General features: G+C 53.3%; 14 protein-coding genes. 8 read left to right on the top strand and 6 right to left on the bottom strand.

Translation table 11 applies throughout. From position 1 onward, the window contains the following. Window positions 1-20 precede the first annotated feature (20 nt). The gene (gene nadK, locus AC2T6E_RS14905) at window positions 21-899 is read right to left on the bottom strand and encodes an NAD(+) kinase (RefSeq protein WP_042717523.1); all 879 of its coding nucleotides are present in this window, start codon (window positions 897-899) and stop codon (window positions 21-23) included. A gap of 122 nt (window positions 900-1,021) precedes the next feature. Between nadK and grpE the strand changes: the two genes are divergently transcribed. After that, window positions 1,022-1,615: a nucleotide exchange factor GrpE gene (gene grpE / locus AC2T6E_RS14900; protein ID WP_139157916.1), complete on the top strand. Its 594-nt coding sequence runs from the start codon at window positions 1,022-1,024 to the stop codon at window positions 1,613-1,615. A 50-nt stretch (window positions 1,616-1,665) separates the two neighbouring features. On the opposite strand, the gene AC2T6E_RS14895 is transcribed toward grpE, so the two are convergent. Both AC2T6E_RS14895 and AC2T6E_RS14890 read right to left on the bottom strand, forming a co-directional pair. After that, on the bottom strand, window positions 1,666-2,952 hold the full coding sequence (locus tag AC2T6E_RS14895; protein ID WP_089600713.1) for an HlyC/CorC family transporter: 1,287 nt from the start codon (window positions 2,950-2,952) through the stop codon (window positions 1,666-1,668). A gap of 18 nt (window positions 2,953-2,970) precedes the next feature. Continuing rightward, window positions 2,971-3,762 carry a cytochrome C assembly family protein gene (locus AC2T6E_RS14890; RefSeq protein WP_041951454.1) on the bottom strand — a complete coding sequence of 264 codons (792 nt, stop codon included), beginning with the start codon at window positions 3,760-3,762 and terminating at the stop codon, window positions 2,971-2,973. A 166-nt stretch (window positions 3,763-3,928) separates the two neighbouring features. Between AC2T6E_RS14890 and ffh the strand changes: the two genes are divergently transcribed. From ffh to AC2T6E_RS14855, 7 genes are all read left to right on the top strand, one after another. Beyond that, entirely contained in the window at window positions 3,929-5,290 is a 1,362-nt protein-coding gene (gene ffh, locus AC2T6E_RS14885; RefSeq protein ID WP_003863132.1) for a signal recognition particle protein, read from the top strand. A gap of 116 nt (window positions 5,291-5,406) precedes the next feature. Beyond that, the gene (gene rpsP / locus AC2T6E_RS14880) at window positions 5,407-5,655 is read left to right on the top strand and encodes a 30S ribosomal protein S16 (protein ID WP_003863133.1); all 249 of its coding nucleotides are present in this window, start codon (window positions 5,407-5,409) and stop codon (window positions 5,653-5,655) included. A 15-nt stretch (window positions 5,656-5,670) separates the two neighbouring features. Continuing rightward, complete coding sequence (gene rimM / locus AC2T6E_RS14875; RefSeq protein ID WP_021241995.1) at window positions 5,671-6,210, top strand: ribosome maturation factor RimM; 540 nt, start codon at window positions 5,671-5,673, stop codon at window positions 6,208-6,210. A 31-nt stretch (window positions 6,211-6,241) separates the two neighbouring features. Further along, entirely contained in the window at window positions 6,242-7,009 is a 768-nt protein-coding gene (gene trmD, locus AC2T6E_RS14870) for a tRNA (guanosine(37)-N1)-methyltransferase TrmD (protein WP_010434154.1), read from the top strand. A 43-nt stretch (window positions 7,010-7,052) separates the two neighbouring features. Then, a complete protein-coding gene (gene rplS, locus AC2T6E_RS14865; protein WP_002914145.1) occupies window positions 7,053-7,400 on the top strand; it encodes a 50S ribosomal protein L19 in 348 nt (115 codons plus the stop codon). A 131-nt stretch (window positions 7,401-7,531) separates the two neighbouring features. Then, window positions 7,532-7,936: a DUF2946 domain-containing protein gene (locus AC2T6E_RS14860; RefSeq protein ID WP_486692349.1), complete on the top strand. Its 405-nt coding sequence runs from the start codon at window positions 7,532-7,534 to the stop codon at window positions 7,934-7,936. A 38-nt stretch (window positions 7,937-7,974) separates the two neighbouring features. Further along, complete coding sequence (locus AC2T6E_RS14855) at window positions 7,975-9,345, top strand: PepSY-associated TM helix domain-containing protein (protein ID WP_486692347.1); 1,371 nt, start codon at window positions 7,975-7,977, stop codon at window positions 9,343-9,345. Window positions 9,346-9,347: 2 nt separating this feature from the next. Here the strand turns inward: AC2T6E_RS14855 and AC2T6E_RS14850 are convergent, their stop codons facing one another. The 3 genes from AC2T6E_RS14850 to yfiR are packed head-to-tail and all read right to left on the bottom strand — an operon-like array spanning window position 9,348 to window position 11,593. Next, window positions 9,348-9,830: an OmpA family protein gene (locus AC2T6E_RS14850; RefSeq protein ID WP_108416517.1), complete on the bottom strand. Its 483-nt coding sequence runs from the start codon at window positions 9,828-9,830 to the stop codon at window positions 9,348-9,350. A gap of 13 nt (window positions 9,831-9,843) precedes the next feature. Further along, window positions 9,844-11,064 (bottom strand): diguanylate cyclase DgcN/YfiN, encoded by a 1,221-nt coding sequence (gene dgcN / locus AC2T6E_RS14845; RefSeq protein WP_148400952.1) that lies wholly within the window; start codon window positions 11,062-11,064, stop codon window positions 9,844-9,846. Further along, window positions 11,057-11,593, bottom strand: coding sequence for a regulatory sequestration protein YfiR (gene yfiR / locus AC2T6E_RS14840; RefSeq protein WP_182401177.1), 537 nt, complete (start codon window positions 11,591-11,593; stop codon window positions 11,057-11,059). The genes dgcN and yfiR overlap by 8 nt, the downstream gene beginning before the upstream one ends. Between the last annotated feature and the right edge of the window lie 51 nt (window positions 11,594-11,644).

Below are 11,644 nucleotides of genomic sequence, written 5' to 3'. Positions count from 1 at the left end.
GTAAAGTGCTGGGTGCAAAATCAGAACAATTTTTTTGACCAGCCGAGCTTCGAGCTTAATGTGTTGAAATAGCTGTAATCTTTCGGATGAATCAGATTCAGATGGTAATCACATCGACGAATGAGGACATCTTCACCTTCCTGGATCGGTAGCGCTATCTGGCTGTCACAGCTGATCTCCAGGTCATTACGGCGGTGTGAGAAGCGCAGACGAATCGTGCTGTCGCCGTTGATAACCAGCGGGCGGGCGGAGAGCGTGTGCGGGAACATCGGCACCAGGGTGATGGCATCCAGTGATGGCGTCAGGATTGGGCCACCAGCGGAAAGCGAGTAGGCGGTAGAGCCCGTCGGCGTTGAGATAATCAGCCCGTCAGAGCGCTGCGAAAAGGCAAAGATTTCGTCGATATACACTTCGAACTCAATCATGTGCGCCACTTTACCGGGATGGAGAACCACCTCGTTGATCGCGGTGCTGATGCGCTTCTGGCAGTCCTGCTGGCACACCTGCGCTTCCAGTAAAAAGCGTTTTTCGCTGATGTAGTGCCCTTCCAGCACGTCAGCCAGCTGTTGCTGGGCGTTATCCGGGTCGAGATCGGTTAAAAAACCGAGATTGCCACGGTTGATGCCGATGACCTTAATATCATAACGTGCCAGCGTGCGGGCTGCGCCAAGCATGTTGCCGTCGCCGCCCACCACCACGGCGAGATCCGCCTGCTGACCAATTTCTGCCAGCGTGCCGGTTTTAACGCCCTTCAGCTGCAGCTCCTGAGCAATCTGCTGTTCGACCATCACTTCATAGCCTTTGCCACACAGCCAGCGATACAACATTTCATGTGTCGTTAATGCGGTAGGGTGACGCGGATGCCCGACGATCCCAATACACCTGAAATGATTATTCATTTTCTGGAGGTCCTTGTGCCTGATGAATGATGACAATCTGTCTTGTTCCCTTGAATCCCGGAAACTGATCCCCATAATAAGCGAAGTTAGCGAGATGAATGCAGAAAAACGCGGAGAAATTCATGAGTAGTAAAGAACAGAAAACGCCTGAGGGGCAAGCCCCTGAAGAAATTATCACGGAACAGCACGATGAAGTTGAGGCTGTAGAGCCAGAAGCGTCTGCTGAGCAGGTGGACCCGCGCGATGAAAAAATTGCCAACCTGGAAGCCCAGCTGGTAGAAGCGCAAAATCGCGAACGCGATGGCGTGCTGCGTATCAAAGCGGAAATGGAAAACCTGCGTCGTCGTACCGAGCTGGACGTTGAGAAAGCGCACAAATTTGCGCTGGAAAAATTCGTCAATGAACTGCTGCCGGTCATCGATAGCCTGGATCGTGCGCTGGAAGTGGCAGACAAAGCGAATCCGGATAACGCGGCAATGATCGAAGGTATCGAGCTGACGTTGAAGTCGATGCTGGACGTGGTGCGTAAGTTTGGCGTGGAAGTGATTGCCGATACCAATGTACCGCTGGATCCGAACGTACACCAGGCGATCGCCATGGTGGAATCTGAAGAGATTGAAGCCGGTAAGGTGTTGGGTGTGATGCAGAAAGGTTATACCCTGAATGGCCGTACCATTCGCGCGGCAATGGTGACCGTGGCGAAAGCGAAAGCGTAACGTGCTGCCTGTAGTGCCGGGTGGCGGCGTTCGCCTTACCCGGCCTACATTTATTCGGCAATACTTTCGCGTAGAGGCTTAACGGGCAGGACTTTCACCTGCTTAATCATATTGTCCTGCACGTCCAGGATATCAATATCATACTGTTCAATACGCACACGCGTTCCTGCTGCCGGGATCTCTTCCAGCGCTTCCAGAATCATTCCATTTACGGTGCGCGCTTCATCTTCCGGTAAATGCCAGTTGAAAGCTTTATTGAGTTCACGGATGTTGGCACTGCCGTCGATCAGCACCGAGCCGTCATTTTGCGGGGTGACTTCTTCGGCAAGGGAAGGCGACATGGATGTGGTAAAGTCGCCGACAATCTCTTCCAGAATATCTTCGACCGTCACTAATCCCTGAATATCGCCGTACTCATCAACTACCAGACCGACTTTCTTCTTGTTACGCTGGAACTTCACCAGCTGTATGCTGAGCGGTGTCCCTTCTGGCACGTAGTAAATTTCATCTGCGGCGCGCAGCATCACCTCTTTAGTGAACTCTTTTTTCTCGGTCATCAGACGATACGCCTCACGCACGCGCAGCATGCTGATGGCATCATCCAGAGAATCGCGATACAGCACGATGCGCCCGTGTGGGGAGTGCGTCAGCTGTCGGACGATGGCTTTCCAGTCGTCGTTGATATCAATCCCAACGATCTCGTTACGCGGCACCATGATGTCGTCCACGCTGACTTTTTCCAGATCCAGTACCGACAACAGCATGTCCTGATTGCGCCGGGAGATCTGCGAGCGGGATTCGTTCACGATGGTGCGCAACTCGTCTTTGCTGAGCGCGCTGCTGATGGTGACGTCCGCTTTGATGCCGACCATGCGCATCAGCAGGCGAGTCACCATATTCAGCAGCCAGACCAGCGGCATCATCAGGATCAACAGCGGTGCCAGCAGGAAGCTGCTCGGGTAGGCAACCTTCTCCGGGTAAAGCGCGGCAATGGTTTTGGGCAGTACTTCAGCAAACACCAGCACGACAAACGTCAGTACCCCGGTGGCAATCGCGACGCCAGCGTTGCCATACAGGCGCATCCCGACGATGGTGCCCAGTGCCGAGGCGAGAATGTTGACGAGGTTATTACCGATAAGCACAAGGCTAATCAGGCGATCCGGTTTACGCAGCAGCTTTTCGACACGGCGGGCGGCACGGTTACCCTGTTTGGCGCGATGGCGTAACCGATAGCGGTTGAGCGTCATCATGCCGGTTTCCGAGCCTGAGAAATAGGCGGAGATGACCACCATGATGATCAGGGTGACGATCAGCGTGGTGGTGGAGATGTGTTCCAGGGGGAACTCCTTTGTTACTTAGCCAGCAAATTGCTGTATGAAGCGACTTCCAAAATAGGCAAGGGTAAGAATGCCCGCGCCCGCGACGTTGAACCAGACTACGCGACGACCGCGCCAGCCTTCGTGATAATGGCCCCATAACAGGACAATATAGACAAACCACGCGATGATAGAGAGCACCGCTTTATCGATATTCTCTACGCTGAACAGGTTTTTCATGTAAAACAGACCGGTGCAGAGCGTGAGTGTCAGCAGCACCACGCCGACCTGGGTGATATGGAACATCTTACGCTCAATGACCATCAGGGGCGGCATTTCGTGATTGAAGGCCAGCTTTTTGTTCTTCAACTGGTAATCAATCCAGGCAAGTTGCATGGCGTAAAGCGCCGCAATAATCAGCGTCGCGTAGGCAAACAGCGACAGGCCGATATGCACCAGCATCCCCGGCGTCGCTTCCAGATGGGTAATGAACTCATTGGGCATAAACGTGGCTAACGCCAGATTGATCAGCGCGAAGGCATAAACAATCGGCAGCAGAAGCCAGCCGCGGTTTTTGGACGCAACAATGGTCATCACCGTACAAATCATCAGGCTGACCAGTGAGCCGACATTCAATACGCTCAGGTTTTGCACGCTGCCGTCGCCAGGAATAATGCGAGATTCCAGTGCAAAAGCATGGCTTATCAGTGCTATTACCGCCGAAAGAACAGCCATGCGCCGCCAGCCGCTGTTTTTTTGCAGCAGGCCGGGAATGATCAGCGCGAGGCTGACAGAGTAGGCAACAAGGGCGATCAGTGCGAAAACAGGCATATAGGCGTCGACAGTTGTCTTAATAAGAAAGATAAGCAGTATAACGTTACGTGACGCGTGCTCCAACCGTTGCATAACAACAAAGCTGCCTTCATGTTATACTCCGGCAAAATTCTGTGTATGTGTCGCTTACGCGACCCAACGTTTCTACCCCAGGCGAGAGACAATGTTTGATAATTTAACCGATCGTTTGTCGCGCACGCTGCGCAACATCAGCGGCCGCGGACGCCTCACCGAAGAGAATATCAAGGAAACGCTGCGCGAAGTGCGCATGGCGCTGCTCGAAGCAGACGTTGCGTTACCGGTCGTGCGTGATTTTATCAACCGCGTAAAAGAAAAAGCGGTTGGACATGAAGTTAACAAGAGCCTGACTCCGGGTCAGGAATTCGTCAAAATCGTACGTAACGAGCTGGTTTCGGCGATGGGCGAAGAGAACCAGGTGCTTAACCTGGCCGCTCAGCCTCCGGCCGTGGTGCTGATGGCGGGCCTGCAGGGTGCGGGTAAAACGACCAGCGTTGGTAAGCTGGGTAAATTCCTGCGCGAAAAGCACAAGAAAAAAGTGCTGGTGGTGTCTGCGGACGTCTATCGCCCGGCGGCGATCAAACAGCTGGAAACGCTGGCAGAGCAGGTTGGCGTGGATTTCTTCCCGTCGGACGTGGCGCAGAAGCCTGTCGACATCGTTAACGCGGCGCTGAAAGAAGCGAAGCTGAAATTCTACGACGTGCTGCTGGTGGATACCGCCGGTCGTCTGCACGTCGACGAAGCGATGATGGACGAGATCAAGCAGGTGCATGCCTCTATCAACCCGGTAGAGACCCTGTTTGTTGTTGACGCCATGACCGGTCAGGATGCGGCGAATACCGCGAAAGCGTTTAACGAAGCGCTGCCGTTAACCGGCGTGGTGCTGACCAAAGTGGACGGCGACGCCCGCGGCGGTGCGGCGCTCTCCATTCGTCATATCACCGGTAAGCCAATCAAGTTCCTCGGCGTCGGTGAGAAAACCGAAGCGCTGGAGCCGTTCCATCCGGACCGCATTGCTTCCCGAATTCTCGGCATGGGCGACGTGCTGTCGCTGATCGAAGATATCGAGAGCAAGGTTGACCGCGCGCAGGCCGAGAAGCTGGCCAGCAAGCTGAAAAAAGGTGACGGTTTCGATCTCACCGACTTCCTTGAGCAGCTGCGTCAGATGAAAAACATGGGCGGCATGGCCAGCCTGATGGGCAAACTGCCGGGCATGGGTCAGATCCCTGACAACGTAAAATCCCAGATGGATGACAAAGTGCTGGTGCGTATGGAGGCGATCATTAACTCGATGACGCTGAAAGAGCGTGCGAAGCCAGAAATCATCAAAGGTTCCCGTAAACGCCGTATCGCGGCCGGTTGCGGCATGCAGGTGCAGGACGTAAACCGCCTTCTGAAACAGTTCGACGACATGCAGCGCATGATGAAGAAAATGAAGAAAGGCGGCATGGCGAAGATGATGCGCGGCATGAAAGGCATGATGCCACCCGGTTTTCCAGGGCGTTAATCGCTTTTGAGATTGCTTTTTGCCCGAAAATGAGTAAAATTTTCGGGCTTTTAATATGACACCCGGGCTCCGTTCCTCGATGGGGCCCGGTTGTTTTATTCACACAAGAGGATGTTATGGTTACTATTCGTTTAGCTCGTCACGGCGCTAAAAAGCGTCCGTTCTACCAGGTTGTTGTGACTGACAGCCGTAATGCACGCAACGGTCGCTTCATCGAGCGCGTTGGTTTCTTCAACCCACTGGCCGCTGGCGCAGAAGAAGAAACTCGTCTGGATCTGGATCGTATCGCTCACTGGGTTGGCCAGGGCGCTACTGTTTCCGATCGCGTTGCTACGCTGATCAAAGCAGCAAACAAAGCAGCTTAATCTGTCACGGTGGTCATGATGAGCAATAAAGCACCTGTTGAACCGATCGTATTGGGAAAAATGGGTTCTTGCTACGGTATCCGTGGTTGGCTCAGAGTGTTTTCCTCCACTGAAGACGCTGATAGCATTTTTAATTACCAGCCCTGGTTTATCCAGAAAGGCGGTAAGTGGGAAGAGGTCGAGCTGGAAAGCTGGCGTCACCACAATCAGGACATCATCATCAAGCTGAAAGGCGTTGACGATCGTGATGCCGCGAATGCCCTGACTAATTGTGAAATTGTCGTGGATTCGTCGCAGTTGCCACAGCTGGAAGAGGGCGACTACTACTGGAAAGACCTTATGGGTTGCCAGGTAGTCACTACCGAAGGCTACAGCCTGGGGAAAGTCATCGATATGATGGAAACCGGGTCAAATGACGTTCTCGTCATTAAGGCAAACCTGAAAGATGCATTTGGCATCAAGGAGCGGTTGGTTCCGTTCCTCGATGGACAGGTTATCAAGAAAGTCGATCTCACTACTCAAACCATTGAAGTAGATTGGGATCCTGGTTTTTAAATTCTCCGGATAAACGGTAAAAGACGGCGCTATGTGGATTGGCATAATTAGCCTGTTTCCTGAAATGTTCCGCGCGATTACTGATTACGGGGTAACTGGCCGGGCAGTAAAGAATGGCCTGCTGAGCATCCAGAGCTGGAGTCCTCGTGACTTCACTCATGACCGGCACCGTACCGTGGACGATCGTCCTTACGGCGGCGGACCGGGGATGTTAATGATGGTGCAACCCTTACGGGACGCCATTCACACAGCAAAAGCCGCGGCAGGTGAAGGCGCAAAGGTGATTTATCTGTCACCTCAGGGACGCAAGCTTGATCAAGCGGGCGTGAGCGAACTGGCGACGAATCAAAAGCTGATTCTGGTCTGTGGTCGCTACGAAGGGATAGATGAGCGCGTAATTCAAACCGAGATTGACGAAGAATGGTCTATCGGCGATTACGTTCTCAGCGGTGGTGAGTTACCCGCAATGACGCTGATTGACTCCGTCGCCCGGTTTATTCCGGGGGTACTGGGCCATGAAGCTTCGGCAACGGAAGATTCCTTTGCCGATGGATTGCTGGACTGTCCACACTATACTCGTCCTGAAGTGTTAGAAGGGATGGACGTCCCGGCAGTGTTACTGTCTGGAAACCATGCCGAGATACGTCGCTGGCGTTTGAAGCAGTCGCTGGGCCGAACCTGGCTTAGAAGACCTGAACTTCTGGAAAACCTGGCTCTGACTGAAGAGCAAGCAAAGCTGCTAGCCGAGTTCAAAACTGAACACGCGCACCAGCAGCATGAACATGATGGGAATGCGTAATACGCTCCCGAATATCAGTTTACCCAGGATAAGAGATTAAATTATGAGCAACATTATTAAGCAACTTGAACAAGAGCAGATGAAGCAGGACGTACCTTCCTTCCGTCCAGGTGACACCGTGGAAGTGAAAGTATGGGTTGTTGAAGGTTCCAAAAAACGTCTGCAGGCATTCGAGGGCGTGGTTATCGCTATTCGTAACCGCGGTCTGCACTCTGCATTCACTGTTCGTAAAATTTCCAACGGCGAAGGCGTTGAGCGTGTCTTCCAGACTCACTCTCCGGTAGTTGACAGCATTGCTGTTAAACGTCGTGGTGCTGTACGTAAAGCTAAACTGTACTACCTGCGTGAGCGTACTGGTAAGTCTGCTCGTATTAAAGAGCGTCTGAACTAAGATTCGCTTAAGCGACATCCTGTTAGAAAGGGCTGGCCGAAAGGCTGGCCCTTTTTTTTGTAATCGCATCTCACGCATTAACTCTTTCGACATAAATCATTTACAATGCTTGCCTCTTCACCGGAGGGTAAGTGGGTAACGTACTGCATCAGCATAATGGGAAACGTGCAGCGGCATTGACCGCGCTGTTTGCGATCCTGCTGATCGTGGTCGCGCCGCTTATCTCTGTCTCGCTGCAAAAAGATCCCATGAGCTCCATGCCGGGCATGCATCATGATATGAGCATGATGTCGATGGATGACCATCACGGCGGTATGCAGCATTCCATGCCTGTTGACCATGCGGAGGCCTGCGGCTACTGCGTGCTGTTAGCGCATGTTCCTGGCGTGATGCTGGCGCTGATCGTCCTGCTCAGCGCGGTGCTGCAAAGGCTGCGCGTTAAGCCGCCGCGCCAGGCGGTCAGCCACTGGCACTTTTTCCCCTGGCTTTACCCTGATACCCGCGCGCCGCCGCGGCAGTCTGCTTTTTCCCTTTAAAACTAAACCGATAACTTACTGCCTTAAAAAGGAAAAGTATGACTACCTGCACGCCGCGCGCGGCATGGGGAAACCTGCTGCGTCGCCTTCATTTCTACGTCGGGCTGTTTGTCGGCCCGTTTATCTTCTTCGCCGCGCTGACCGGTACGCTGTATGTGGCAACCCCGCAGCTGGAGAATGCGCTCTACCGGCACGCGCTCCACACGAATTCCGTGGGCGAGTTGCAGCCGCTGGCGGAACAAATTGCCGTGGCGGAAAAAACCGTTGGATCAGATCTGCGTTTGCACGCCTTTCGTCCGGGGCTGGCTGAAGGTGAAACCACCCGCGTGATGTTTGCTGACCCGTCGCTTGGTCCGTCGGAACATCGGGCTATCTTTGTCGATCCGATAAGCCTGGCGGTGCTGGGGGATATGACGGTATACGGCACCAGCGGAATTTTACCGCTGCGTCAGACCATTGATTATCTGCATACGTCGCTGATGCTGGGCGATGTTGGGCGGCTCTACAGCGAGCTGGCGGCCTCGTGGATGTGGGTCGCTGCGCTCGGCGGCATTGCGCTGTGGTTTTATACCCGACCCAAACGGCGCATTAACAACTCCTTTCAGAACCGGCGTCGAGTGCATGTGGCGTTAGGCTGGACGCTGCTGGGCGGAATGTTGTTATTCTCAGCAACCGGGCTGACCTGGTCCCAGTGGGCGGGGGGGAACGTTGATAAGCTGCGTACTGAGATGAACTGGCTGACGCCGCAGGTCAATACAATGCTCTCCGGTACGCCCATGGTCATGGACGAACACGCCGAACATCGCGGCCATCATGGGGGAATGATCGTGCCGGAGATGGCGATGGATCTGACGCAGTTTGATGGCGTGCTGAGTGCTGCGCGAAAGGCAGGAATTGATGCTAACAAGCTTGAGATCCGCCCCGCCAGTACGTCCGATCGAGCCTGGACGGTAACGGAAATCGATCGCGGCTGGCCAACGCAGGTTGATGCCGTTGCGGTTGATCCCAATACGATGCAGGTCATGGACAGAACCCGCTTTGAAGATTTCCCGTTAATGGCAAAACTGACCCGCTGGGGCGTGGATTTCCATATGGGGATCTTATTCGGGCTGGTGAATCAGCTGCTGCTCGTTGCGTTCGGACTTGCCCTTTGCGTGCTCATTATCTGGGGATACCGAATGTGGTGGATGCGTCGTCCGGCGAGGTCAGCTGCGAACCCGGTGCGGACGCTTTGTCAGAGCTGGCTGGCGCTGTCATTCTGGGGGAGGGTGGTCACGATAGTAGTTAGTGCTCTGCTGGGACTGGCGTTGCCGGTGATGGGCGTTAGTCTGGCCTTGTTTATATTTGTCGACTGGCTACGCTGGCGAGCGGCGTCAGGCGTGTCGCTCGCCGGATCCTCCGTTAAATAACCTTATGGCGTGCTGATGACTACCGCGACCCGGCGGTTTTCAGCGCGCCCTTGCGAGGTGCTGTTGCTGGCAACGGGATATTTTTTGCCTAATCCCCGCGTAGTGAGGTTACTGCGTGGGATATTCGCACCCTTTGCCCAGGTGTCTGCAACGGCATTGGCGCGTTTTAACGAGAGCGCTTCGTTATAGCTATCCTCACCATAATTATCCGTGTGACCGTCCATCCGTGCGTGGTTCAGGCCGGTTGCCGCCAGACGCGAGGCCATGGTCTGGATCTGTGTTTCGCTCTCCGGGCGCAGTCTTGCATCATTTTTATCAAATAGGATTTTATCCGACAGCCCCAGGGACCAGTCGCCATTCAGTTCGTTAAAGCCGTAAGACTTCATCGCCGCAACTTGTTCTGGTGTAAATTTACCTGGCGGTGTCTGGCAGCCTGCCAGGGCCAGCGATCCGAGTAACAAGGGCGCGATATATCGCTTTAACATAGTACATTCCTTTCTAAGTTATTGTTTTTGTACGCTGATTCTTGACCAGGTACATATTGCGGTCGGCTTGCTCCAGTAATGCTTCCACGGAGGCATTTTCCCACGCCAGAGCGAAGCCAATGCTGAGTGACAATGATGCAGTTTGCCCGTTATGCAGATCAAACGGACGGATAAACTGCTGCGAAAGCGCAGCGCAAATATGTTGAACTTCACGCTCAGAATGGACGCCGTACAGCACCATAGCGAACTCGTCGCCGCCGAGGCGGTATGACTGATGACGTTTATCACCAAACTCAACCATCCTGCTGGCGACTTCAATCAGCACGCCGTCACCTGCCGCATGTCCCCAGGTATCGTTGATAAACTTGAAGTTATCCCCATCGAGGAAAAGCAGGGCAGAGTTTGCCTTTGCCGATGAATCGTTCATCAGTGCCGCAATGCTATTACGAAACGCGGCGCGGTTAGCCAGCCCGGTTAAGGGGTCGTGCATGGCAGTACGTAGTAACTGGGCATTCTTGGCCTGAAGCTTTAGCTGCCACTCTTCCATCTCATCCAGCAGGCTGTTGAAGTCTTCGCCAAACTGATGGAATTCTTCAATACGGCCTTCCGTCACCCGACGGGAGAAATTACGGTTGGCGCGCACGTCATGGACGACGTCGGTAATATTCTGCATCTCCGTCACCATACCGTGATGCAGGGAACGTGTAATGGTGAGCGCAACGGCAGATGCAAACAGAATGCAGCCGGTCAGGACAGCAAACGACAGCCAGATAAAGTGGCTGATAAGGCTGTCTCGTGCGGTAAGGCGAATTTCGCCAATCACCGTGCCGTTATGCACGATCGGTTGTGCTACAGGGACAGGAAACAGCCAGCGGCTGACCAGCGCACCCAGGGTGTCGGTGTTATCTTCCGGATCCCATGACCAGTAAGCGAAACGTTTTTGGTGGGCATTGAGAACTTCCGCCACGGCAAATTGCCCCTGTTTTCCAAGGGCAGCAAGTGTTTCATTGGCCGCGAGTGAATCATTGAAAACCAATGAGGCTTCAAGGCTGTGACTCATGGTTGAGCCGGTGAGTTCGAGATTCTTTTGCGCGTATTGCTTTAATGTCACCACCGAAGCGAAACACAGCAACAACCATATAAATGTCATTGTAATGATGACGCTTATCATGCTGATCCGGCGCAACGTTCTTTTAAACGTCGGACGCGGTGTAGAGGCGAAATCCTTATTCATGCTTTTTATTCCGTGCAAGCATTAATACATCTGGATTGACGCGCACGCCACTGCGCGTCAATGCATCCAGATTGACGGAAAATCTGACCTGGTTCTGTTCTGTTATCAGGCAAAATGCACTGCCAATAACACATTCAGGATTTTGCTCTGAGATTAATAGCAACGCTCGGCCCTGATATTGACTAATTAATTCAAGTTGTTTTGCAGGCGATTCAGCCCCGAAATAAATAGCATCGCACGTCGCGGAGAGTGCTTCCCGATCGTTACGTACAATGACAGGAGTATAAGGTAACTGGCTTTGCGCATCTTCACTGCTGAGTACTTGCGTATAGTGAGATGAAGCATAAATACAGAGCTTAGGCTGCCCTGAGAGTGAAGGCCATCGGGTATAGCTCACAATACCGGAAACAATCGAACGTACCGATTTATCGGTATCTGTGAACGGAGCTGCCGTCGCTGAACCTGCCGTAAAGAACAGCATTATCACCAGAGTGAATCGGAACAAAGAGATCAAGAATAAATTTCTCACCAGATTCCGCCACACTGCTCTGGAAATAGTTGTCCTTAAGAGTTGTTGGCA

The organism is Enterobacter sp. B79-1, assembly GCF_057444735.1.
Note: the sequence above shows the minus strand (reverse complement) of the source record. Positions and strands in the feature narration are given on the sequence as shown.

Coding starts and splice junctions, on each gene's coding strand:
- nadK (WP_042717523.1), bottom strand. CDS start 899: ATGAATAATCATTTCAGGTGTATTGGGATCGTCGGGCATCCGCGTCAC.
- grpE (WP_139157916.1), top strand. CDS start 1,022: ATGAGTAGTAAAGAACAGAAAACGCCTGAGGGGCAAGCCCCTGAAGAA.
- AC2T6E_RS14890 (WP_041951454.1), bottom strand. CDS start 3,762: ATGCCTGTTTTCGCACTGATCGCCCTTGTTGCCTACTCTGTCAGCCTC.
- ffh (WP_003863132.1), top strand. CDS start 3,929: ATGTTTGATAATTTAACCGATCGTTTGTCGCGCACGCTGCGCAACATC.
- rpsP (WP_003863133.1), top strand. CDS start 5,407: ATGGTTACTATTCGTTTAGCTCGTCACGGCGCTAAAAAGCGTCCGTTC.
- rimM (WP_021241995.1), top strand. CDS start 5,671: ATGATGAGCAATAAAGCACCTGTTGAACCGATCGTATTGGGAAAAATG.
- trmD (WP_010434154.1), top strand. CDS start 6,242: ATGTGGATTGGCATAATTAGCCTGTTTCCTGAAATGTTCCGCGCGATT.
- rplS (WP_002914145.1), top strand. CDS start 7,053: ATGAGCAACATTATTAAGCAACTTGAACAAGAGCAGATGAAGCAGGAC.
- AC2T6E_RS14855 (WP_486692347.1), top strand. CDS start 7,975: ATGACTACCTGCACGCCGCGCGCGGCATGGGGAAACCTGCTGCGTCGC.
- AC2T6E_RS14850 (WP_108416517.1), bottom strand. CDS start 9,830: ATGTTAAAGCGATATATCGCGCCCTTGTTACTCGGATCGCTGGCCCTG.
- dgcN (WP_148400952.1), bottom strand. CDS start 11,064: ATGAATAAGGATTTCGCCTCTACACCGCGTCCGACGTTTAAAAGAACG.